Source organism: Blastococcus sp. VKM Ac-2987 (assembly GCF_026967805.1).
Lineage (GTDB): Bacteria > Actinomycetota > Actinomycetes > Mycobacteriales > Geodermatophilaceae > Blastococcus.
Map to the genome: position 1 here is coordinate 1,407,233 of NZ_JAPVBG010000001.1, position 22,275 is coordinate 1,429,507.

The 22,275-nt window shown below is 74.9% G+C and carries 22 protein-coding genes and 1 tRNA gene; 4 read left to right on the forward strand and 19 right to left on the reverse strand.

The window, feature by feature from the left end; genetic code table 11:
* The first annotated feature begins 119 nt into the window (after positions 1-119).
* Positions 120-872 (forward strand): SDR family oxidoreductase, encoded by a 753-nt coding sequence (locus O2W17_RS06995; RefSeq protein ID WP_269191680.1) that lies wholly within the window; start codon positions 120-122, stop codon positions 870-872.
* A 6-nt stretch (positions 873-878) separates the two neighbouring features.
* Here the strand turns inward: O2W17_RS06995 and O2W17_RS07000 are convergent, their stop codons facing one another.
* A complete protein-coding gene (locus O2W17_RS07000) occupies positions 879-2,327 on the reverse strand; it encodes a DUF6779 domain-containing protein (protein ID WP_269191681.1) in 1,449 nt (482 codons plus the stop codon).
* Between the two features lie 82 nt (positions 2,328-2,409).
* Between O2W17_RS07000 and O2W17_RS07005 the strand changes: the two genes are divergently transcribed.
* Positions 2,410-3,018, forward strand: a complete 609-nt coding sequence (locus O2W17_RS07005) for a DUF1684 domain-containing protein (RefSeq protein WP_269191682.1) — start codon at positions 2,410-2,412, stop codon at positions 3,016-3,018.
* Positions 3,019-3,101: 83 nt separating this feature from the next.
* Here O2W17_RS07005 and O2W17_RS07010 read toward each other — a convergent pair whose 3' ends face one another.
* From O2W17_RS07010 to O2W17_RS07020, 3 genes are all read right to left on the reverse strand, one after another.
* The gene (locus O2W17_RS07010) at positions 3,102-4,112 is read right to left on the reverse strand and encodes a glycine betaine ABC transporter substrate-binding protein (protein WP_269191683.1); all 1,011 of its coding nucleotides are present in this window, start codon (positions 4,110-4,112) and stop codon (positions 3,102-3,104) included.
* Between the two features lie 142 nt (positions 4,113-4,254).
* A complete protein-coding gene (locus O2W17_RS07015; RefSeq protein WP_269191684.1) occupies positions 4,255-4,983 on the reverse strand; it encodes an ABC transporter permease in 729 nt (242 codons plus the stop codon).
* A complete protein-coding gene (locus O2W17_RS07020; RefSeq protein ID WP_269191685.1) occupies positions 4,980-5,687 on the reverse strand; it encodes an ABC transporter permease in 708 nt (235 codons plus the stop codon). Before O2W17_RS07020 ends, O2W17_RS07015 begins: the two co-directional genes overlap by 4 nt.
* A gap of 17 nt (positions 5,688-5,704) precedes the next feature.
* On the opposite strand from O2W17_RS07020, the gene O2W17_RS07025 reads away from it, so the two are divergent.
* A complete protein-coding gene (locus O2W17_RS07025) occupies positions 5,705-6,910 on the forward strand; it encodes an ABC transporter ATP-binding protein (RefSeq protein WP_269191686.1) in 1,206 nt (401 codons plus the stop codon).
* On the opposite strand, the gene O2W17_RS07030 is transcribed toward O2W17_RS07025, so the two are convergent.
* From O2W17_RS07030 to dacB, 12 genes are all read right to left on the reverse strand, one after another.
* Positions 6,907-7,458, reverse strand: coding sequence for a dihydrofolate reductase family protein (locus tag O2W17_RS07030; protein ID WP_269191687.1), 552 nt, complete (start codon positions 7,456-7,458; stop codon positions 6,907-6,909). The two genes, O2W17_RS07025 and O2W17_RS07030, sit on opposite strands and share 4 nt — an antisense overlap.
* Positions 7,452-8,378 carry a helix-turn-helix transcriptional regulator gene (locus O2W17_RS07035; RefSeq protein ID WP_269191688.1) on the reverse strand — a complete coding sequence of 309 codons (927 nt, stop codon included), beginning with the start codon at positions 8,376-8,378 and terminating at the stop codon, positions 7,452-7,454. Before O2W17_RS07035 ends, O2W17_RS07030 begins: the two co-directional genes overlap by 7 nt.
* Before the next feature lie 64 nt (positions 8,379-8,442).
* Complete coding sequence (locus O2W17_RS07040; protein WP_269191689.1) at positions 8,443-8,958, reverse strand: DUF3180 domain-containing protein; 516 nt, start codon at positions 8,956-8,958, stop codon at positions 8,443-8,445.
* 7 nt (positions 8,959-8,965) lie between these two features.
* The gene (gene folK, locus O2W17_RS07045) at positions 8,966-9,469 is read right to left on the reverse strand and encodes a 2-amino-4-hydroxy-6-hydroxymethyldihydropteridine diphosphokinase (RefSeq protein WP_269191690.1); all 504 of its coding nucleotides are present in this window, start codon (positions 9,467-9,469) and stop codon (positions 8,966-8,968) included.
* Positions 9,466-9,843: a dihydroneopterin aldolase gene (gene folB, locus O2W17_RS07050; protein ID WP_269191691.1), complete on the reverse strand. Its 378-nt coding sequence runs from the start codon at positions 9,841-9,843 to the stop codon at positions 9,466-9,468. The genes folK and folB overlap by 4 nt, the downstream gene beginning before the upstream one ends.
* On the reverse strand, positions 9,836-10,690 hold the full coding sequence (gene folP, locus O2W17_RS07055; protein WP_269191692.1) for a dihydropteroate synthase: 855 nt from the start codon (positions 10,688-10,690) through the stop codon (positions 9,836-9,838). The genes folB and folP overlap by 8 nt, the downstream gene beginning before the upstream one ends.
* A gap of 13 nt (positions 10,691-10,703) precedes the next feature.
* On the reverse strand, positions 10,704-11,321 hold the full coding sequence (folE, locus tag O2W17_RS07060; RefSeq protein WP_269191693.1) for a GTP cyclohydrolase I FolE: 618 nt from the start codon (positions 11,319-11,321) through the stop codon (positions 10,704-10,706).
* Positions 11,318-13,294, reverse strand: a complete 1,977-nt coding sequence (gene ftsH, locus O2W17_RS07065) for an ATP-dependent zinc metalloprotease FtsH (RefSeq protein ID WP_269191694.1) — start codon at positions 13,292-13,294, stop codon at positions 11,318-11,320. The genes folE and ftsH overlap by 4 nt, the downstream gene beginning before the upstream one ends.
* Positions 13,295-13,699: 405 nt before the next feature.
* Positions 13,700-14,284 carry a hypoxanthine phosphoribosyltransferase gene (gene hpt, locus O2W17_RS07070; RefSeq protein WP_331254274.1) on the reverse strand — a complete coding sequence of 195 codons (585 nt, stop codon included), beginning with the start codon at positions 14,282-14,284 and terminating at the stop codon, positions 13,700-13,702.
* A complete protein-coding gene (gene tilS, locus O2W17_RS07075; RefSeq protein WP_269191695.1) occupies positions 14,281-15,309 on the reverse strand; it encodes a tRNA lysidine(34) synthetase TilS in 1,029 nt (342 codons plus the stop codon). The genes hpt and tilS overlap by 4 nt, the downstream gene beginning before the upstream one ends.
* A gap of 8 nt (positions 15,310-15,317) precedes the next feature.
* Positions 15,318-16,406 (reverse strand): zinc-dependent metalloprotease, encoded by a 1,089-nt coding sequence (locus O2W17_RS07080; RefSeq protein WP_269191696.1) that lies wholly within the window; start codon positions 16,404-16,406, stop codon positions 15,318-15,320.
* Positions 16,407-16,454: 48 nt separating this feature from the next.
* Positions 16,455-17,816, reverse strand: a complete 1,362-nt coding sequence (gene dacB / locus O2W17_RS07085; protein WP_269191697.1) for a D-alanyl-D-alanine carboxypeptidase/D-alanyl-D-alanine endopeptidase — start codon at positions 17,814-17,816, stop codon at positions 16,455-16,457.
* 122 nt (positions 17,817-17,938) lie between these two features.
* Here dacB and O2W17_RS07090 point away from each other — a divergent pair, with 122 nt between their 5' ends.
* Positions 17,939-18,433, forward strand: coding sequence for an inorganic diphosphatase (locus O2W17_RS07090; RefSeq protein ID WP_269191698.1), 495 nt, complete (start codon positions 17,939-17,941; stop codon positions 18,431-18,433).
* Positions 18,434-18,602: 169 nt separating this feature from the next.
* Here the strand turns inward: O2W17_RS07090 and O2W17_RS07095 are convergent.
* The 3 genes from O2W17_RS07095 to tmk all read right to left on the reverse strand — a co-directional run bounded on the left by O2W17_RS07095 (position 18,603) and on the right by tmk (position 22,171).
* A tRNA-Thr gene (locus O2W17_RS07095) sits at positions 18,603-18,675 on the reverse strand.
* Positions 18,676-18,731: 56 nt separating this feature from the next.
* On the reverse strand, positions 18,732-19,913 hold the full coding sequence (locus O2W17_RS07100) for a DNA polymerase III subunit delta' (RefSeq protein WP_269191699.1): 1,182 nt from the start codon (positions 19,911-19,913) through the stop codon (positions 18,732-18,734).
* Complete coding sequence (tmk, locus tag O2W17_RS07105) at positions 19,910-22,171, reverse strand: dTMP kinase (RefSeq protein ID WP_269191700.1); 2,262 nt, start codon at positions 22,169-22,171, stop codon at positions 19,910-19,912. The genes O2W17_RS07100 and tmk overlap by 4 nt, the downstream gene beginning before the upstream one ends.
* Positions 22,172-22,275 lie beyond the last annotated feature (104 nt).

Genomic DNA, 22,275 nt, shown 5'->3' on the forward strand with positions numbered 1-22,275 from the left:
GCGCCCGTCGCAACGCCTGACTGCTGTGTCGTGGCTCACGCCCCTCGGGAGCCCCCGGCGGGCGGCGGGCGCACCCGTCCCCCTACCGTGACGGCCGGCACATCGGCGAAGGAGGCAGCGTGCACACGTTCGAGGGACGCACCGCACTGGTCACCGGCGGCAGCCGGGGCATCGGCCTGGGCATCGCCCGGAGCCTGGTCGACCGCGGGGCGAAGGTGGTGCTCACCGCCCGCAAGCCGGACGCGCTGGCCGAGGCGGTCGAGGCGCTGGGCGGCCCGGAGGTGGCCGTGGCGGTGGCCGGCAACGCCGGCGACCCGGAGCACCGGGCGACCGCCGTCCGCACGGCGGTGGAGACGTTCGGCAGCCTCGACGTGCTGGTCGGCAACGTCGGCATCAACCCGGCCTACGGGCCGCTCATGGACCTGGATCTCGACGCCTGCCGGAAGATCCTCGACACCAACGTGGTCGGGGCACTGGGCCTCGTGCAGGAGGCCTGGCGGGCCTGGATGTCCGAGCACGGCGGGTCGGTGCTGTTCGTCGCCTCCGTGGCGGGGCTCCGGTCCTCGCAGGAGATCGGCGCCTACGGCGTGAGCAAGGCGGCGCTGATCAACCTGACCACCCAGCTGGCCGTGGAGCTCGCGCCGAAGGTGCGGGTGAACGCGGTGGCGCCGGCGGTGGTGAAGACCCGGTTCGCCGGGGCCCTGTACGAGGGCCGCGAGGCGGAGGCCGCGAAGGTCTACCCGATGGCCCGGCTGGGCACCCCCGAGGACATCGGCGAGGCCGCGGCCTACCTCCTGGGCGACGGCGCCGGCTGGGTCACCGGCCAGACCCTGGTGATCGACGGCGGCGGGCTCTCGCGCGGCCCGCGCTGACCCGGCTCAGCGCCCGAGCACCCGGGCCAGGACGTCGTCGGACTCGTCGTCGTCGCGGTAGCGCCGCCGGCGGCGACCGCCCGAGGCGGCGCTGACGCCGTTCTCCGCGAGGATCTGCGCGAGCCGGTCCGGCGCGTCCGGACCGGGCACGCCGTCCGCCTGCGGCTGCGGCGCCGCCCAGTGCGGCGTCACCGCCGGGTGCTGGGTCGTGGCCGCCGCCGCACCGGGCAGCGGGGGCGCGGAGTCGTCGGTGCGCCGGCGGCGGGGGGCGTCGTCGGCCGGGACGTCGATCAGCGATCGGGCGGCCAGCCACTCCAGCGGGGACGGCGGGGGGTCGGCCGGCGGCGGGCCCCCGGCCGCGTGCCGCGACCGGCGGGAGCCGAGGTGCGGGTCGTCCTCGTGCGCCGCGGAGCGGTCGTGCCGGCCGAACTCCGGTGCCGGCACCGGCGGTGCCGAGGCGGTGGCCGGGGGGACGGCGGTGGCCGGGGGCGCCGGACGGCGGGTGGCGGCCGGCACCGGGGGGCGCGGCACGGACGGCGGTGGCGCGGCGGCCGGCACCCGGGCGGGCGGGGTCGGCGCCGGGAAGGACGTGGTCGCCGGCGACGGCGCCGCGGACCACGTGCTGGTGCGGACCTGCTCGAACTGCTGGGTGGGGCGCGGCTCGTCCAGCCGGATCGCCGGCCAGCCACCGGTCAGCTCGCGGGGCGGCGCCTCGTCGCTCCACGTCGCCCCGCCGTCGAGGGTGCGGGCCGGTCCGTCGAGCCGGGTGGCCTCCCCCGGCAGCCGGCCGGCCTGCGTGCGCATGACGATCCGCTCGACCAGCATCTCGCTGGACAGCTGCTCGCTCAGCTCCACGCGCAGCCGGCCCATGTCCTCGCGCAGCGCGGCCAGCTGGCCCAGCTCGCCCCGCAGACCGGTCAGGGCGGCGACGTCGTCGCGGAGCCCGGCCACCCGGGCCACCTCGTCGCGGAGCGCGGCCACCCGGGCCACCTCGTCGCGCAGCCCGCCGAGCGCGGCGAGGTCGCCCCGCATGCCGGCCACCCGCGCCACCTCGTCGCGCAGGCCGCTCAGGGCCGCGATGTCCCCGCGCAGCGCGTCGAGCTCCTCGCGCATCGACTCCTCGGTCTCGCGGCGCAACTCGTTCTCGAGCTCCAGCTCGTACTCCCGGCGGGCGGCGACCTCGCGCTCCAGCTCCAGCTCGTAGGCGCGGCGCAGGTCGGCCTCGCGGGCCGCGGCGCGCACCTGGTCGGCACCGCGCCGCCCCGCGGCGAACGTCGCGAGCACGAACGCCCAGGCCACGGCCACGACGGCGATCCGCAGCAGCTGGGCGTCGTCGGTCAGGAAGACCGCCAGCGTGGCCCCCGCGGCGAGCACGAAGCCGCCGGCCTGGAGCAGCGTCCGGGAACCGGGCTGCGCGGGGCCGCGGGCGACGTCGTCGTCCTCGCGAGCAGGCATGCGCTCAGCGTAGCGACGTGCGGCGTTCACGGGGAGGAGCCGCTCCCGTGCCGACCGTGGTCGGAAGTGCCAGAGTGCTGCGGTGACCCTCTCACTGCTGGACTGGCGCCGCCGGGTGGCCGCGCTGCACGCCGCCGTCCGGACCACCGATCCGGAGGACGGCTGGCAGCGGTGGCGCGCCGGGCGGGACGAGCTGTTCGCCGGCCACCCCCAGTCGCCGCTCGACGCGGCCGCCCGGGCGGCGTTCACCGGCCTGCCGGTGGCCCCGTACGACCCGGCACTGCGGTTCGAGCCGGCGCTGGAGCCCGCCGCGCCGCTGCGGCTGGAGGTGCCCACGGCCGCCGACGGGGTGGTCCCGCTGGACCGGATCGGCGCGGTGACGCTGCCCGGCGTGGGCCGGCTCGACGTCTGGTGGGTGGCGCTCTACGGCGGCGGCGTGTTCCTGCCGCTGCGCGACGGCAGCGCCGGTGACACGACCTACGGCGGCGGGCGCTACCTGCTCGACACCGTCAAGGGGGCCGACCTCGGTGGCGACGGCGACCGGCTGGTGGTCGACCTCAACTTCGCCTACCACCCGTCCTGCGCCTACGACCCGCGCTGGTCCTGCCCGCTGGCCCCGGAGGGCAACCGGATCGCGACGCCCGTGGCCGCCGGGGAGCTGCTGCCCCCCGGCGGCTGGCACCCGGAATGATCAGGTGACCTGATCATTCCGGGTCCTGGCTCAGCATCGACGGTGAGCCAGGACCCCGAACGGTGAGCCAGGACGGACGTCCCCTACTGCTGGGCGAGGGCGCCGTCGGAGCTGAAGACCAGGCCGATGGAGACCTCGCCCTGCTGGATGGCGGCCTTGGTCAGCGGGCCACCGGCGTCGTACTCCTCGAAGCTCGCGAAGTCGAGGCCGTAGGTCTCCTCCAGCCCCGGCTGGCAGGCCGGGCGCGTCGGGCACTCGCCCGGCCCGCCGAGCACCAGGGACCCGTCGCCGCACGCGTCGGCCAGCTCGGAGAGGGTGGTCACGCCGACCTGGTCGGCGAACTCCTGGGTGACGGCGAAGGCGTTCTGGTCGGCCGCCTCGGCCGGCTCGCCGAACACCAGGCCGTAGCCCTCGGCCAGCGGCGTCAGCGCCTCCACCGTGGCCTCCACGTCGCCGGAGGCGACCTCGGTGGCGTCGTCGCCCTCGATGAACTCGGTGACGGTGGCGAGGTACTCGGGGAATGCCTGGATCTCGCCGCGCTGCAGGGCGGGCAGGTACAGCTCGCGGTTGCCCACCGTCTGGACGCTCGCGTCGAAGCCGGCCGCGGTGAGCACGTCGGCGTACACGGTGGCCAGGACCTGCGACTCGGTGAAGTCGGCGGCGCCGACGACGATCGAGCCGCTCCCGCCGCTGACCCCGGAGTCCAGCCCCTGCTCGGTGACGTAGGCGGCCGCCACCTCGTCCACGGCCTGCCGCTGGACGTCGACGGCGGCGTTCATCTCGATCAGGTCGTCGGTGGTCAGCACCGCGGAGATGCTGTTCAGCGTCTCGAGCAGCGCCGGGTTGGCCTCGGCCGCCGCGGCGTTGACCGCTGGGATGATGTTGTCGGCGTTCTGCAGCTGCTGGTCGTCCTCGAGCACGACCAGCTGGTCACCGGCGACGGGGGCGCAGGCCTCACCCGACGCCTGGGCGTCACCACCGGCGGCGCTGCCGTCGGCGGCACCGCCGGTGCCGGAGGAGCCGGACTCGCCGCAGGCAGCGGTGAGGGCCGCGGCCATGGCGAGGGGGACGAAATACCGGGTACGTGCGCGCATGAGCCCGCCTTCTGTGTCCCGTGGCCGCCGTGTTGCAGCCACGCGTGTCTGGCGGGAGGACTCCCGCGGCACCATCGAACCGCTCTGTTGCACGCAACGCAATCGAGATGACCGCCTGCGGGATTCCGTTACCGACGCGTGATCAGAGCGGGACACCCGCGGAGGTCGGCTCGGGCACCGCGGTGGCCCGCCGGGCGCGGAGGAAGGGCAGCCGCTTCTCCCCCGGGGTGAGCACCCACGACACGGCCACCAGCAGCAGCTCGGTGAGCACCGCGAGGACGGCGACCAGGATCGCGCCGGCGACGACGGCGCCGTAGTCCTGCTGGCGGAAGCCCAGCGTGATGATGCTGCCGAGCCCGCCGCCGGCCACCAGGGCGGCGAGCGTCGCGGTGGCCACGACCTGGACGGCGGCGGTGCGCACGCCGGTCATCAGGAGCGGAGCGGCCAGCGGCAGCTCCACCCGCATCGCCACCTGTGGCCCCGAGAGGCCCATGCCCCGCGCGGCCTCGACGACGTCCCGGTCCACCCCCCGGAAGCCGACGTAGGTGTTCGTGAGGATCGGGGGGACGGCGAAGACGCCCAGGGCGATGGTCGTCGCCGTCGGCCCGAAGCCGATCGGGGTGACCGCGAAGATGGTGAGCAGCGCCAGCGTCGGGACGGCGCGGGAGACGTTGGACAGCGCCACGGTGAACGCGCCCCCGCGGCCGGTGTGCCCCAGCAGGACCCCCGCCGGGAGGGCCACGAGCATCGCGGCCAGCACGGCGAGGACCGAGATCCGGAGGTGCTCGGCGAGCAGGTCGAGGATGCCCCCGGCCCGGCTCCAGTTGAACGGGTCGTTGAGGTAGACGAGCGCGTCGCCGATCCGGTTCACGCCCGCGTCCCCCGGGCCCAGGGGGTGAGCAGGCGCTCCGCGCCCGCCAGGAGCAGGTCGGCGAGCAGGGCGAGCAGGACGCAGCCCACGGCGCCGGTCACGATCTGCGCGCGGTAGAAGTTCGCCGCGAACCCGCCGGTGATCAGCTGGCCGAGCCCACCGTGGCCGACGATGACACCCACGGTGACCAGCGCGACCGTCGACACGGTGGCGACCCGGATGCCGGCCATGAACGCCGGCAGCGCCAGGGGCAGCTCGACCTGCCAGAAGAGCCGGACCGGCCCGTAGCCCATGCCCCGCGCTGCCTCCCGCACGTCGGCGGGCACCGCCTGCAGGCCGGCGAGGAAGTTGCGGACCAGGATCACCAGCGAGTACAGGACCAGGCCGATGAGCACGGTGGTCGCGGTGATGCCGGTGATCGGCGCGACGAAGGCGAACATCGCCAGCGACGGGATCGTGTAGATCAGCGTGGACAGGCCGAGCACCGGCCCGGCCAGCCACCCGCTGCGACGGGCCAGCAGCGCCAGCGGCAGCGCGATCAGCGCGCCGAGCACGACCGCGGCGACGGTGAGCCGCACGTGCTCGCCCAGGTAGCCCACAATGGTGTCCCAGTTGGACGTCACGTAGGACGGGTCGAACCAGGGATTCGGCGCCGCATCGACCGCGAGCACTTCGGCGCTCGCCGCGCTCAGCACCGTGCGCATCCCAGGAGGGTCACCCCGTGGACGCTACTTCGTCGACCAGCCCGCCGTCTCCTGCCGCCGCCCCGGCGGGAGCCGGCAGCGCCGAGGAGATCCGCCTCGAGGGGGTGAGCAAGGTCTACGCCGACGGGACCGTCGGCGTGCAGGAGCTGGACCTGACCTTCGCCGCCGGCGAGCTCACCGTCCTGGTCGGCCCCTCGGGCTGCGGCAAGACCACCACGATGAAGATGATCAACCGGATCATCGAGCCGTCGACCGGACGCATCCTGCTCGGCGGGGAGGACGTCACGGGCGCCGACCCGGTGCAGCTGCGCCGGCGCATCGGCTACGTCATCCAGAACGTCGGCCTCTTCCCGCACCAGACCGTGCGGGTCAACGTGGGGACCGTGCCGCGGCTGCTGGGCTGGGACAAGCGGCGCATCCGCGCCCGCGTCGACGAGCTGCTCGACGTCGTGGGGCTCGATCCCGCCGTCCACGGCGACCGCTATCCCCACCAGCTCTCCGGCGGCCAGCGGCAGCGGGCCGGTGTGGCCCGCGCGCTGGCCGCCGACCCCGGCGTGCTGCTCATGGACGAGCCGTTCTCGGCGGTGGACCCCATCGTGCGCGAGCGGCTGCAGTCGGAGTTCCTCCGGCTGCAGGAGACCGTCCGCAAGACGATCGTCTTCGTCACCCACGACATCGAGGAGGCGGTCCGGATCGGTGACCGGATCGCCGTCATGAGCGAGGGCGGCCGGGTGGAGCAGTACGCCTCCCCCGCCGAGATCCTGGGCCGGCCGGCGAACGACTTCGTGGCCGACTTCGTGGGCGCCGACCGCGGGCTCAAGCGGCTGGCGGTGACCGGCATCGACGCCGCCGACCTCGAGCAGCCACCGGTGGTGCACGTGGCCGACGGGCTGGCGGACGCGCGGTCGGCGCTGCGCGACTCCGGTGCCCGCTGGGCCGTCGTCCTCGACGACGCCGGGAACCTGCACGGCTGGCTGCCCCTGGAGCGGGCCGAGGGGGCCGGCACGGTCGGCTCGGCGGCCCGGCGCATGGACGCGTGGGTGCCGCGGGATGCCTCGCTGAAGACGGCGTTCGCCACGATGCTCCAGCAGGAGGCCGGCTGGGTCGCCGTGCTCGACGGCGACCGGTTCCTCGGCGTCCTCACCCCGGAGTCGTTGCACTCGGCCCTGCGCCGATCGGTGGAGGGCCGGATCCCGGAGACCGCCGGCACCGCCTCCGCCTAGCGGACCCGGTCCTCCAGCAGCGGGCCGGCCACGCGGTAGCGGGCGCTGACGAACGACCCGTTGGCGGCGGCCTCGACGAGCTCCAGGTCCAACCGCCGCGGGAGCAGCGGCCGCCCCGCGCCGAGCGTCACCGGCGCGACGGAGACGACGACCTCGTCGAGCAGCCCCGCCTCGGCGAACTGGCCGGCCAGGTCACCTCCGCCGACCAGCCAGAGACCCTTGGTCCCCGCCGCCGCGGTCATCGCCTCGTGCACCGCGCGGACGTCGCCGGAGGCGAACCGGACGTCGCCCTCGGCGGCGGGGAGCTCCCGGCTGGTCATCACCCAGGTCGGCAGCGTGAAGGGCCACCCGTTCCCCGCGGCGGCCTCGTGGTCGAGCACCCACTGGTAGGTCGTGCGGCCCATGACGAGAGCGCCGACGCCGGCCATGAACTCGTCGTACCCGAAGCCCGGGACGTCGCCCTGCTTCTGCCGGAAGAGCCACTCCAGGGAGTCGTCGGGGTCGGCGATGAAGCCGTCGAGGGTGGTGGCGGTGTAGTAGGTCAGCACGGGGTTCCTCCTGGGGTCTCGCCGCGGCGGGCGCGGAGCCATTCGATGGGGTCGCCGTCGTCGACGGGGTGGCCCGCCGTCCGCAGCAGGTGCCGGAGCAGCTGGCGCCGGGAGGCGGAGTAGGTGAGCACGTGGGCGACGACGCTGCTCAGGACGAAGCTCTCGGGCGGCTCGCAGAGCGCGTCGACCAGCCGGTCGTCCCAGCCGCCCCGCCGGTCGACGTCGCGGACCGTGGCCAGCCACCGCGGGGCCACCGCGTCGTGCCGGTCCAGCAGCGCGGCGGGGTCCGGGTCCGCGGCCCGCGCGGGCAGGTCGCGCCCCTCGATGGAGGCCAGCCAGATCTCCAGGGTGTGCACCTGGTGGTCCAGCAGCGCCAGCACCGACTCCTCCGGCCCGTCCCACGACAGGAGGACGAGCCCGGGCAGCCGCGGGGCGCGGAACTCCTCGTCGGGCAGGCCCTTCGCGACCTCGATCAAATACCGGGTGTCGTCGAGCCCGTGCGCCACCAGCTGCTCGGTGAGCGGGTTCATGGCGTGCTCCGTGCTCTGCACCCACAGCGAGGTGGGCGGGTGGAAGTGGATGCCGTTGGGCGCCGGCAACCAGTGGCCGGCGCCGGCGTCCACCGCGCTCGGTGGCCGGCCGTAGGCACGGGCGAAGGCGCGGCTGAACCCCTCGACCGACTCGTACCCGGCGGCCCAGGCGGCGTCGGTGACGCTGCTGCCCTGCTGCAGCTGCCAGGCCGCGCGCTCCAGCATCACCCGCCGCCGCATCGCCACGGGCGCCTCGCCGGCGTCCCGCGACAGCGTGCGGCTGAAGTGGAACGGCGAGGCGTACGCGTCACCGGCCATCTCGGCGAGGGTGTGGTTCTCCTCGTCCAGCACCGCGTCGAGCAGTTCGCGGAGCCGGTCACGTCCGGTCATGCGTACAGGGTGATGGCTCGGCCGGCGGCGGTGCTTGACCGTTCTTGCGCGGCTCCGGTCCGGGCTAGGCGCGGACCCCGGGAGCCGGCTCGTCGTCGGTCGAGCCGGGCGGGACGCGGCAGGCCGACTCGAGCCATAGCGCCGCGGCGATCAGGGCGAGCGAGGCCAGCAGGCCCAGCAGCGCGGTCACCGTGTCGCTCCCGGCCGCCTGCAGCCGGTCCACCGCGGGGCCGGTGTAGGCCAGCACGCCGAGCCACACCCCGGTGAACACGGCGCCCACGTAGGCGCTGGCCTGGGCCAGCACCGCGAGCCGCGCGACCAGCATCGGCTCGACCGGGCGGACGCCGGCGGCGTCGCGCCCGGCGGGGCCGCGCCCGGCCCGGGCCTCGCGCAGCGCCCGCAGCCGGGTGCGCAGCACCCGCGCCCCCAGCGCCTCGCCGAGGGCCAGGACGGCCAGCGGCGCCGGCAGCCACCAGCGCAGCGGCGGCAGATCGCCGTACCAGGCACGCACCAGCAGCCACGCGGCCACGGTGAGCCCGAGGACGAGCACGGCGAGGTCGCGGCGGCGGACGGGGGTCACGGCCGGCTCAGTGGAGGTGGTCCCAGCGCACGACCGCCGCGACGTCCGCGGGGTCGAGGGCTGCCAGCAGGTTGGTGACCCTCCCGCGCCCGGGGAGGACGGCGGCCGGGTCGAGGGTCAGCCAGGGGACCAGCACGAACGCCCGCTCGTGCGCCCGCGGGTGCGGCAGGGTGAGCTCGGGGTCGTCGGAGAGCACGGGAGCGCCGTCGTCCCCGGTCACGGTGACCACGTCGACGTCGAGGGTGCGGGCGCCCCACCGCACCTCGCGGGTGCGGCCGGCCGCCTGCTCCAGCTCGTGCGCCAGGGTCAGCCAGCCGCGCGCGTCCCGGTCGCCGCGGACGACGACGACCGCGTTGAGGTACGGCGGCTGCTCGACCGGCCCCCACGGCGGCGTCTCGTACAGCGTGGTGCGGGCGACCAGCCCGTGCTCCTTGAGCGCCGTCAGCGCCCCGCGGAGCGTGCCGGCCCGGTCGCCGAGGTTGGCCCCCAGCGACAGGACGGCGCGGGTCACCGGCGCTCTCGCCGGATGGTGACCGTGACGTCGTCGAACGGGACGCCCAGCTCTGCCTCCGGCTTGTGCACCGTGATCTCGACCGCGTCGACGAGCTCGTTGGCCAGGCAGACGTCGGCCAGCCGCTGGGCCAGGGTCTCGATCAGGTTGACCGGGTCCCCGTTAAGCACCGCGTGCAGCTGCTGGGCGAGGTCGGCGTAGTCCACGGTGCGGTCGAGGTCGTCGCCGGCGGCCGCGGCGGAGGTGTCGAGTTCCAGGACGGCGTCGGCGCGGAACATCTGGCCGCGATCGCGCTCGAAGGCGTACACCCCGTGGTGGGCGTGGGCCCGGATGCCGCGGACGGCGATCCGGTCGGGGGTGCGGTGGTCAACCACGGCCGGCTCCCTTCACGGCTCGGACGGCCTCGAGGGTGCGCAGCGCGTCGACCGACGCCGCGGCGTCGTGCACCCGCACGCCCCAGGCCCCAGCCTCGGCGGCAAGCACCGTGGTGGCAAGTGTCGCGGCGTCGCGGTCCTCCGCGGGCCGGACCGTACCGTCGGGTCCGGCGAGCAGCCGGCCCAGGAACGTCTTGCGGGAGGCGCCGACGAGCACCGGCAGCCCCAGGGCCACGAGCCGGTCGAGCCCGGCCAGCAGCGCCCAGTTGTGCTCGGCGCGCTTGGCGAAGCCGAGCCCGGGGTCGAGCACGAGCTGCTCGGGCCGCACCCCCGCGGCGACGACGTCCTCCACCCGTGCGGTGAGCTCGGCGCACACCTCGGTGACGACGTCCCCGTACTGCGCCGCCGCGTACATCTCCCGGCTGTGCCCCCGCCAGTGCATGAGCACCCAGGGCGTGCCGGCGTCGGCCACCAGCTTGGCCATGCCCTCGTCGGCCAGGCCGCCGCTGACGTCGTTGACCAGGACGGCGCCGGCGTCCAGCGCGGCCTCGGCGACCTCGGCGCGGGTGGTGTCCACGCTGGTGCGCACCCCGGCGGCCGACAGCTCGCCGATCACCGGCAGCACCCGGCGGCACTCCTCGGTGGCGTCGACGCGCTCGGCACCGGGCCGGGTGGACTCCCCGCCGACGTCCACGTAGTCGGCGCCGGCCGCGTGCATCGCCAGCCCGTGCGCGATCGCGGTCGCGGGATCGGCGAAGCAGCCGCCGTCGGAGAACGAGTCGGGGGTGACGTTCAGGACGCCCATGACCAGGCAGCGGCCCGGTCGCGGCAGGAGGCCGGTGCTCATCGCCGCGGGCCTCCTACCGGCCGAGCACGAGGCTCATCGCCTCGGCGCGCGTGGCCGCGTTGTCCCGGAAGATGCCCCGCACCGCCGACGTGACGGTGGAGGAGCCGGGCTTGCGAACGCCGCGCATCGCCATGCACAGGTGCTCCGCCTGGACCACGACCAGCACGCCGCGCGGCTTGAGGGCGTCGGCGAGCGCGTCGGCGATCTGCCGCGTCAGCCGCTCCTGCACCTGCGGGCGGCGGGCGTAGACCTCCACCAGGCGGGCGAGCTTGGACAGCCCGGTGACCCGGCCGTCCTCCCCCGGGATGTAGGCGACGTGCGCGACCCCGTGGAAGGGCACGAGGTGGTGCTCGCAGGTCGAGTACATCGGGATGTCCTTGACCAGCACCAGCTCGTCGTGGTCCTCGTCGAACGTCGTCGCGAGGATGTCGTACGGGTCCTGCCACAGGCCGGCGAAGGTCTCCGCGTAGGAGCGGGCGACCCGCGCCGGGGTGTCCTGCAGGCCGGGCCGGTCCGGGTCCTCCCCGACGGCGATCAGCAGCTCGCGGACCGCCGCCGCGACCCGCTCCTGGTCGACCCCGGGGGCCGGCCCCAGCAGCTGGTCCTCCGGCTCCGCCGGGATCTCACTCATCGCTGGGCGGGGGCCCCGACGTCCCCGACGGGCGTGGTGTCGGGCACGGACCCGTTGTACCCGGCCCGCTCGGCCGGCGTGAGCACCGGCGGCTGGGTGGACGGGGTGCGCTTGCCGAAGCCGTTGTACGGGGCGAGGGAGGGCCGCTTGACGACCGGCGCGCAGATGCGCGCCATGTCCTCCTTGGACAGCGTCTCCTTCTCCATCAGCTCGAGCACCAGCTGGTCGAGGACGTCGCGGTACTCGACCAGGATCTCCCAGGCTTCGTCGTGCGCGGCCTCGATCAGCGCCCGGATCTCGGCGTCGATGTCGCCGGCCACGGCCTCGGAGTAGTCCGGGCGGGAGCCCATGTCCCGGCCCATGAACGGCTCGGAGTCGGTGCTGCCGTACTTCACCGCGCCCAGCTTGGCGCTCATGCCGTACTGGGTGACCATCGCCCGGGCCATGGAGGTGGCCTTCTCGATGTCGTTGCCCGCGCCGGTGGTCGGCTCGTGGAAGACCAGCTCCTCGGCCGCGCGCCCGCCGAGGGCGTAGGCGAGCGTGTCGATCATCTCCGAGCGCGTCTGGGTGTACTTGTCCTCGGTGGGGAGGACCAGCGTGTGCCCCAGCGAGCGGCCGCGCGGGAGGATCGTCACCTTGTGCACCGGGTCCAGGTTGGGCAACGCGTGCGCCACCAGGGCGTGGCCGCCCTCGTGGTAGGCGGTGACCTTCTTCTCCTTCTCGCTCATCGCCCGGGTCTTGCGCTCGGGGCCGGCGATGACCCGGTCGATCGCCTCCTCGAGGGTGCTGTCGGTGATCAGCGAGCCGTTGTTGCGGGCGGTCAGCAGCGCGCCCTCGTTGAGCACGTTGGCGAGGTCGGCGCCGGTGAAGCCCGGGGTGCGGCGGGCCACGGTCTCGAGGTCGACGTCGGGCGCGAGCGGCTTGCCCTTGGCGTGCACCTCCAGGATCCGCTTGCGGCCCAGGAGGTCGGGCCGGTCGACGGCGATCTGGCGGTCGAAGCGGCCCGGGCGCAGCAGCGCCGGGTCGAGGACGTCCGGCCGGTTGGTCGCGGCGATCAGGATGACCCCGCCCTTGACGTCGAAGCCGTCCATCTCGACGAGCATCTGGTTGAGCGTCTGCTCGCGCTCGTCGTGGCCGCCGCCCATGCCGGCGCCGCGCTGCCGGCCGACGGCGTCGATCTCGTCGACGAAGATGATCGCGGGGGCGTTCTCCTTCGCCTGCGTGAACAGGTCGCGGACCCGGCTGGCACCCACACCGACGAACATCTCGACGAAGTCCGAGCCGGAGATGGAGAAGAACGGGACGCCGGCCTCACCGGCGACGGCGCGGGCGAGCAGCGTCTTGCCGGTCCCGGGCGGGCCGAACAGCAGGACGCCCTTGGGGATCTTGGCGCCGACGGCCTGGAACTTGACCGGGTTCTGCAGGAAGTCCTTGATCTCGTGCAGTTCCTCGATCGCCTCGTCGGCGCCGGCGACGTCGCCGAACGTCGTCTTCGGCATGTCCTTGGTCAGCTGCTTGGCCTTGGACTTGCCGAAGGCCATGACGCCGCGGCCGCCACCCTGCATGGAGTTGAACAGCCAGAAGAGCAGGAGCAGGAGGATGAGGAACGGCAGGAAGCTGATCAGCAGGCTGGTCAGCAGGCTGTCCTGGGTGACGTTGGTGTCGAACTCGGTGGAGTCGCCGCCCTCGTCGCGCAGCAGGCCGACGATCTGGTCCTCGACCGCCACGGGGTAGGACGTCACGACCTCGGTGCTGCCCTCGACCTCGTCGGCCAGGTCCAGCTCGAGCGTCTGCTCCCGCGTGTTGAGCGTCGCCGACTCGACGTTGCCGTTCTCGATCTGCTCGAGGGCCGTCGAGGTGGTGATCTCCTGGCGGCCGTCCTCACCGCTGAACAGCGACGAGACGGTCAGGGCCAGCAGGATGACCAGGACGACCCAGAACCAGACGGAGCGGAAGATCTTCTTGCGTTCCATACACCGATGCCGGGCACCGGCGTACCGGCCTGCCCGTCGACCCTCCTGATCGTCCCAGGACACCACCAACGGCCCGGGTACGGACCCCGGCGCTCGGTGCAGCGTCGTCGGCATCGACGGTACACCGGCGAACCTGCCCGACTCCGGCGTACGACCTGGGAACCCCACCCGGCCGAGCTAGGGGGTCGGTGCGCCGAGCGGGCGGCCGGAGGCTGCCCCGAGGCGCACCGAGGACACGCCGGACGCCACGGGGGCACGGCACGTGGTCGCGACACCTGGAGCGAGCCGCTCCGCGAGACCGGTGCGCCGAGCGGGGGCCGGAGGCTCCCCGAGGCGTACGGGAAACGGCTCAGCGCACGCCGGGGACGGCACCTGGCCGCGGTCGTCGTCCGGAGGACGACAGTGTCACTGGTACACCTCGGGCTTGAGCGTCCCGATGTAGGGCAGGTCGCGGTAGCGCTCGGCGTAGTCGAGGCCGTAGCCGATGACGAACTCGTTCGGGATGTCGAAGCCGATGTACTTGACCGGCACCTGGACCTTGACGGCGTCGGGCTTGCGCAGCAGGGCGCAGACCTCGAGGGACGCGGGCGCGCGGCCGCCGAGGTTCTTCAGCAGCCAGGACAGCGTCAGCCCGGAGTCGATGATGTCCTCGAGCACGAGCACGTGCTTGTCCGTGATGTCCCGGTCGAGGTCCTTGAGGATGCGCACGACACCCGAGGAGCTGGTGGACGACCCGTAGGACGACACCGCCATGAACTCCATCTGGGTGGGCAGCTGCAGCGCGCGGGCGAAGTCGCTCATGAACAGCACCGCGCCCTTGAGCACGCCGACGAGCAGGACCTCCTTGCCCGCGTAGTCGGCGGCGACCTGGGCGGCGAGCTCGGCGATCTTCTCCCGGATCTGCTCCTCGCTGAGCAGGACGTGGTCGATGTCCGGTCCGTAACCGTGGTCGGGACCGAGCGCCCCGGGAGTGCTGGCAGGCTCCGTCACGGAAGGGGCTCCTCATCGGGTGCGGGTCCGGGGGTGCTGCCTCGGGCGCCCGGCGGCAGCACCACCAGACTGCCAGACGACCGGCGGACCCCTGCGCCGCCGGGTAGGTCGACGACGCCCTGCCCCCGCCACCGCGTGACGAGGCTCTCGACCGCGCGCAGGTGGACCGCCTGCAGGTCGGGGACGCCGGCCGCGCGCAGCCAGCCCCGCAGCACCCGGCGGCGCAGCGCGGCGGGCAGCGGCTCCAACCGCCGGGCGGGCAGGCCGCCGTCGCCGGACTCCGCCGCCAGCCGGGTCAGCTCGGCCGCGGCGAGGGCGTCGAGGGCGTCGAGGTCCTCGCGCAGCAGCTCGGCGGTGCGGGCGAGGGCGGGTGCCACGCCACCCCCGAGGACCTCCTCCAGCAGCGGCAGGACCCCGGTGCGCAGCCGCACCCGGGTGTAGGCCGGGTCGGTGTTCCACGGGTCGTCCCACACGGGCAGCCCCTGGTCGGCGCACGCCTGGCGGGTCGTCGCGCGACGGACGCCCAGCAGCGGCCGCCACCAGGAGCCGGCCCCGTCGTCCCGCTCGGGCACCATGCCGGCGACCGAGCGCGGCCCGGAGCCGCGGCCCAGCCCGAGGAGCACCGTCTCCGCCTGGTCGTCGAGGGTGTGCCCGAGGGCGACGCGGGCGCCGTGCCCGGTTGCCGCGGCGGCGAGCGCCGCGTAGCGGGCGGTGCGGGCGGCGGCCTCGGGGCCGCCGTCCTCGCCCACCCGGACGGTCAGCACGAGGACCGGGTCGAGGCCGAGGTCGCGCAGCACCGCGGCGGTCCGGCGGGCGCGCTGGTCGGAGCCCGGCTGCAGGCCGTGGTCGACGGTCACCCCGCCGACCCGCACGCCCGCGGCCCGCGCCTCGAAGGCCAGCGCGGCGGCCAGCGCCACCGAGTCCGCTCCCCCGCTGCAGGCGGCGAGCACCGGACGGTCGCTGCCGCGCAGCCCGGCCCGCACGGCGTGCCGCAGGACCGCGACCGCGCGGGGGGGCCCGCTCACGCCGTCGGTCAGGCGGGCAGGGCCGGGCGGCCGAGCACCCGCTCGACCCAGAGCCGCGGTGCGGTCAGCTCCTCGACCAGCGGCAGGTTCGCCGGCCCCTCCCAGACCCGGTTGAAGCCCTCCATGCCGGCGAGCTCGATCACGCCACCGACGAAGTGCCGGCCGTCGGCGTACTGCTTCATCTTCTGCTCCAGGCCGAGCAGCCGGCGCATCACGCGGTCGAGCGGGCCGCGTCCCTTGCGCCGCTGGGCGAACCGCTTGCGCAGCGTCCGCACCGACGGCACCACGTCCGGCCCGACGCCGTCCATGACGTACTCGGCGTGCCCCTCGACGAGGCTCATCACCGCGGTGACCCGGTCGAGCACCGCCCGCTGGCGGGGGTCGCGCACCAGCGCCATCAGCCCCTCGGGCCGGCCGTCGCCGCTGCCGCCGCGCACCGCGTCGGCGACGCTGCGCAGCACGTCCTGCAGGCGCTCGCGCAGCACGTCGGGCGCGAGGTCGGTGGCGGCCACGAACTCCGCGACCTGCTCCTCGAGGTAGCCGCCCAGCCACGGCACCCCGGTGAACTGGAGCTGGTGGGTCACCTCGTGCAGGCAGACCCAGAGCCGGAAGTCCGACGGGTCGACGCCGAGCTTCCGCTCGGCCGCCACGATGTTCGGGGCCACCAGGAGCAGCCGGCCGCCGGTGCCGAAGACCTCGTACTGCCCGAGCACCCGGGAGGACAGGAAGGCGAGCAGCCCGCCGGCCTGCATGCCGGTGGCGCGGGAGCCGATGGCCGTGGCCAGGGCGCCCGGCCGGGCCCCCTGGCGCTCGGCGAGCTTGTCGACCAGCGGGTCCAGCAGGGCGGCCATGCCGCGGGCGTTGGCGTCGGCCCAGCCGGGCCGGTCGACGACCGCCACCTCGGGAACCGCTCCGCCGGGGACCGGCCGCAGGCCGGTGAGGGCCTCGACGTGCGCCACTGCGGTGGCGGCGGCCCGGTGCAGCTCGGCGACGACGGCGGCGGCCTCCTCGCGCGTCGTCTGCGGGCCCGAGTTCACCAGGCGGCGGGCCGTGCGTCCGGCGAGCTCCCAGTCGACCATGGAGGAAGCGCTGCTCATCGCCTCACCGTACGCGGCGGCCGAGCACCGGGACGGCCGCGGAGCAGGTCAGCGGCAGCCGCAGGCGGCGAGCGTGGCGGCGAACGCGTCCAGCGCCGCCTCCGCCGCCGCCTCGCTGCCGGTGGCCTCGTCGGCGACGACGGCGAAGGCCAGCAGCCGCCCCTCGGCGGTCACCACGGTGCCGGCGAGGGCGTGCACGCCCAGCAGGGTGCCGGTCTTGGCGCGCACGGTGCCGGGCGCGGTGGCCGGGTCGTCGTCCCCGCGGTCGGCGAGCGTGCCGTCGTACCCGGCGACCGGCAGGCCGGCGAGCAGCCCGGAGGCCTGGTCCAGGCTGCCGTCGGCCACGCCGCGCATCAGGGCGGTGAGCACCTCGGCGGTCACGCTGTCCTCCCGCGAGAGGCCGCTGCCGTCGGCGAGGGTGACGCCCGAGACGTCGAGCCCGGCCTCCTCGAGGGCGTCGACGACGGCCCGCGCGGCACCCTCGAAGGAGGCCGGCTGGTTCCGGGCCAGCGCCACCTGCCGGGCGAGCGCCTCGGCGAGCACGTTGTCGGACATGGACAGCGCCTGCTCCACCAGCCGGGACACCGGTGCCGACTGCACGGTGCCCAGCGTCGTGGCACCGGCCGGCGCCTGGCCGAGGACGACCGCCGCGCCGGGAGCGCCGAGCGCGTCGGCGAGCGCGGCACCGGCGTCGATGCCGGGCTGACCGCTGCGGGCCGTCGCCCCGGGGCCGACGCGGGCGCCGTCGACCGCGGTCGCGGTGACCGGGGCGGCGTAGCTGGACGGGGCGTCGCCGGCTCCCCAGCCGCTGGCGGTGAGCGGGCCGGTGAACAGCGAGCTGTCCACGACCACGCGGGTCACGGGGGTGCCGGCGGGCAGCGCGCCGACCACCTGGGTGGCGAGGTCGGCCATGGTGGCCGCGCCCGGGTAGGTCTGGGACGGCTCGGTGCGGGAGAGCGTCGGGTCGCCCCCGCCGACGAGCACCACCTCGCCGGGCGCGGCGCCGCTGACGACCCGGGTCTCCAGGGTCTCGGCGGGATCGACGGTGGTGAGCACCGCCGCGGCGGTGAGCAGCTTCGCGGTGGACGCCGGCGTGAGGGGCGCGGCGGCGTCCTGGTCGAACAGCACCTCGCCGGTGGCGACGTCGACCACCTGGGCGGTGGTGCCGGGACCGAGCGCCGGCCCGGTGGTCAGCGGCCCGAGCGTCGCCGAGAGGACGCCGGCGTCGGGGACGGGGGCGTCGGCGGACAGCGCGGCGAGGACGGGGTCGGCGGCACCCAGGTCGGGCAGCTGCGCGTCCGGCACGGCGACGGCGTCGCCCTCGGGTCCGGCGTCGGTGCCCAGCAGGACACCGAGCCCGATGCCGCCGCCGGCGAGCACCAGGACGAGCGCCACGATGCCCGTCGCCATGCGTCGGCGGAAGCGCCCGTAGTTCGCCGTGACGACCGTCGACCCGCTCGACGAAATGGTGTCCACCCCCCAGGAGGGGGCCTGCGACGACCGGATCCGCCCCCGTGGGCCACACTACGGTCGTGCAGTTCGACGTGACGGTAGAAATCCCCAAGGGCCAGCGGAACAAGTACGAGCTGGACCATGAGACCGGACGCATCCGCTTGGACCGGATGCTGTTCACCTCCACCCGCTACCCGGCGGACTACGGCTACATCGAGAACACCCTGGGCATGGACAGCGATCCGCTCGACGCCCTGGTGATCCTCGAGGAGCCGACGTTCCCCGGGTGCCTGGTCACGTGCCGGGCCATCGGCATGTTCCGCATGACCGACGAGGCCGGAGGGGACGACAAGGTCCTCTGCGTGCCGGCGACGGACCCGCGGGTGGCGCACCTCAAGGAGATCGAGGACGTGTCGGAGTTCGACCGCCTCGAGATCCAGCACTTCTTCGAGACCTACAAGGACCTCGAGCCGGGCAAGTCGGTCGAGGGCGCCGAGTGGGTCGGCCGCGAGGCCGCCGAGGCCGAGATCCTGGCCTCGATCCAGCGCGCCAAGGACAACTCAACGCACCACTGACCTCCTGCCCGGCCTCCGGGACCGGGCGGCGAGCGCACCGACGGCGGCACGACCCACGGGACGTGCCGCCGTCAGCCGTGCCCGCGTGGGGCCCGGCAGCTGCGCTCCGCCTGCCCCCGGAACGACGCAGCGGGCCCGTCCTGGTGGACGGGCCCGCTGCGTCGCGCTGAGCCGCCTGTCGGAATCGAACCGACGACCTTCTCATTACGAGTGAGATGCTCTACCGACTGAGCTAAGGCGGCGAACTGCCCGCACAGCCTACGACACCGCTCCCCCGGCTCCGCGCAGGGGCGGGGTGTCAGGCGGGCAGGCGCAGGGCGACGGTCAGCGCCTCCAGCGCCACCTGCGGCTTCACGTTCTGCTCCAGCGCGACCCGGCAGGCCAGTATCGCGTCGATGCGGCGCAGCGCGCCGTCGGCGCCGATCCGGCGGCCCAGCTCCTCGGCGTCGGCCCGGCGGTCGGGGTGGTTGAGCTGCAGCGCGGCCCCGGGCGCGGCGTCGAGCACGAGCGCGTCGCGGTAGAGGCCGGCGAGGTCGACCAGCGCCCGGTCCAGCGAGTCGCGTCCCAGGCGGGTGGCCCGCGACTTCTGCCGCTTCTCCAGCTCCTTGAGCTGCCCGGCGCCCCGGCTCGCGGCGGCCACGCCAGGGCCGCGGGCACCGACGCCGAGGCTGGCCTTGACCGCCTCGGTCTCCGCCCCGTCCAGCGCTGCGGAGGCCTCGTCGGCCTCCTCCTTCGCCGCGCCCACCAGGTCGTCGGCGGCGTCGAGGCAGGCGGCCAGCGAGACCAGCCGCAGGGGCACGTCCAGCACCGCCTTGCGGGACATCCGGGCCTCCTCGTCGCGCGCCAGCCGGCGGGCGCGGCCGACGTGCCCACCGGAGGCGGCGGCCGACCAGGCCGCCATGGCCGGGTCGACGCCGTCCCGCCGGACGAGGACGTCGGCGATGGCGTCGGCGGGGGGCGTGCGCAGGCTGACCAGCCGGCAGCGCGACCGGATGGTCACCATGACGTCGTCCGGGTGCAGGCTCGGGACGCAGAGCATCACCACGGTGCGCGGTGGCGGCTCCTCGATCATCTTGAGCACCGCGTTCGCCGCGTGCTCGGTCATCCGGTCGGCGTCCTCCACCACGATGATCTGCCAGCGGCCCTGCGACGGCGCCCGGCTGGCGCCGGTCACGATCTCCCGCGCCTCCTTGGCACCGATCGACAGGCCGTCCGGGACGATGAGCTTCACGTCCGCGTGGGTGCCGGCCAGCGCGGTGCGGCAGGCGTGGCAGGTGCCGTCCCCGCCCGCGGGGCACTGCAGCGCGGCGGCGAACGCCCGCGCCGCGACCGACCGGCCCGAGCCGGGCGGGCCGGTGAACAGCCAGGCGTGGGTCATCGCCGCAGGATGGGTGACGGCGGCGCGCAGCTCGGCCACCACCCCCGGCTGCCCGACCACCTGGTCCCACACGCCGCCCGGCGCGGTGTCCACGGCGGTCACGGGTGCAGCCGGGTGGTCGAACCGGTCTGCGCGTGCGGGCGGTGGTGCGCCGGCACCGCGTCCCCGTCGTGCCGGGTGGCGGGATCGGCCCGGGCCTCCGCGACCGGCTGGGCGAGCGTCTGCAGCGGGAGCCCGGACAGCAGCTCGGCGACCCGGACGCGGATGGCGGCGGCGATCTCGTCGGGCGACTTCCGGGCGTCGAGCACCAGGTAGCGGTCGGGGTCGGACTCGGCCAGCGCGCAGAACGTCTGGCGCACCCGCAGGTGGAAGTCCAGCGACTCCGACTCCAGCCGGTCGGCGGCCGCCCGGCCGCGGGCCCGCGCCAGACCCACCTCCGGGGGCAGGTCGAGCAGCACCGTCAGGTCCGGCCGCAGGCCCTGCGTCGCCCAGCGGGAGAGCATGCGGACGTCGTCGAGCGGGATGGTGCGCCCGGCGCCCTGGTAGGCCAGCGAGCTGTCGGTGAACCGGTCGGTGAGGACGACCTCGCCGGCGTCCAGCGCCGGCCGCAGCACGTCCTGCACGTGCTGGGCGCGGTCGGCGGCGTAGAGGAGGGCCTCCGACCGCGGCGCGATGCCGGCGTTCGCCTTGTCGAGGACGATGGACCGGATGCCGGCCCCTGACGGGGTCGCGCCGGGCTCGAACGAGGCGCGGCACACCAGCCCCTCGTCGGTGAGCCACTCCTGCAGCCGGCGCACCTGGGTGGACTTGCCGGCACCCTCGCCGCCCTCGAAGGCGATGAGGACCCCGCCCCCGGCCAGCCGCCGGCGGGCCGTGGTGTCCCGGCGCAGCGCCGTCACGACGTCGGCGAGCAGCGGCACGGGGCGGCCGTCGTCCATCTGCCGGTAGGCGACCACGCCCACACCGATCGCCAGCAGGCCGGCCGCGAAAAGCATGATCCGCTCGCCGGAGAGCTGCACCGCGAGCGCACCCAGATCGACCTCGTGCCGCCCGATCAGGCCCACCCCGATCGGCACGAGGGCGAGCGAGATGATCAGTGCCGCCCGGACCAGCGACTGCACGATCGCGAAGGTGCGACCCCGGATCTCGTCGGCCACCTCCGTGCCGATCAGCGTGATGCCGGCCAGGAAGGCCATGCCGGCGAAGAACCCCATGAAGACCACGAGCAGCAGCGAGATCCACAGTGCGAAGGACCAGGACAGCAGCACCACCACGATCCCGGCGCCGACGATCGCCACGCCGAAGACGCGTTCGCGGGCCAGGTCGCGGGCGACGCTCGGGCCGATCCCGATGCCGAGGCCGAGGCCGACGAAGACGGCACCGAAGAGCAGCCCGTAGGCGGCCTGACCGCCGCCGAGCACGTTGACGTAGGCCTGACCGGTCGCGATGATCGCGCCCGCCGCGACGAAGGCCCCGGTGATGCCCACGACCAGACCCCGGATGAGCCGGGTGTGGCCGGCGAAGGAGAAGCCCTTCACCAGCGAGCCCAGGAAGCTCTCCTGCTGGCCGACGACCGCCCCGGCGGCGCGGCGGCCGCTGATCGAGGGCAGGTTCCAGATGACCACGGCGGCGACCAGGAAGGTGATCGCGTTGAGGTAGAGGGCGAGGTCCACCTCGTTCACGCCGGGGAGCGCCTCGCTGACCCCGCTGCCCACGCTGGTGAGCACCGCGAAAACGATCGCCGCGAACACCGGCGTCAGCCCGTAGGTGGTGACCAGGGAGAGCTGGTTGGCCGCCTCCAGCTGGTCCCTGCGCAGCATGTTCGGGACGGCGGCGTCCTTGGCCGGGATCCAGAACAGGCTGAACGCCTCGATGACGAACTGGGCGATGAAGAGCCAGATCAGGTTGTCGACGATCGGGATCGAGGCGAACAGGGCGAACCGGAAGACGTCGGTGACCACCATCGTCTTGCGCCGGTCGAACCGGTCGGCGAAGGCTCCGGCCACCGGGCCGAGCAGGATGGCCGGCAGCAGCCGGAACAGCAGGACGCCGGCCAGCGCGAAGTTCTGCGCGGCGTAGTCGTCGAAGGTCAGCGTGGCGGTCACGGTGATGGCGAGCAGGCCCAGCCAGTCGCCGAAGCTGGACAGCAACGTCGACAGCCACAGCTTGCGGAAGTCGTCGATGCGCAGGACGGCGCGGATCTTGGCGACCTGCCCGACCCCGCTGCCGCCGTCGTGCGCGTCCTCCGCCCCGGGTGCGTCCTCCGGCAGCGGCGGCGGCGCGTCCGGCGGCACCGGGGTGCCGGCCGGGGGCAGCCCGTCGCCCGCCGTGTCGACCCGCTCGACCGGCGCGCCGGTCACCGCCTCGTCGCGGGGCGGTACCGGTGAGGTCGGGTCGGCCGGAATCGTGAGCTCCCAGGATCGGTGGTCGGCGGGGCGGAGCAGGCCCCGGCGGGGTCACGGTA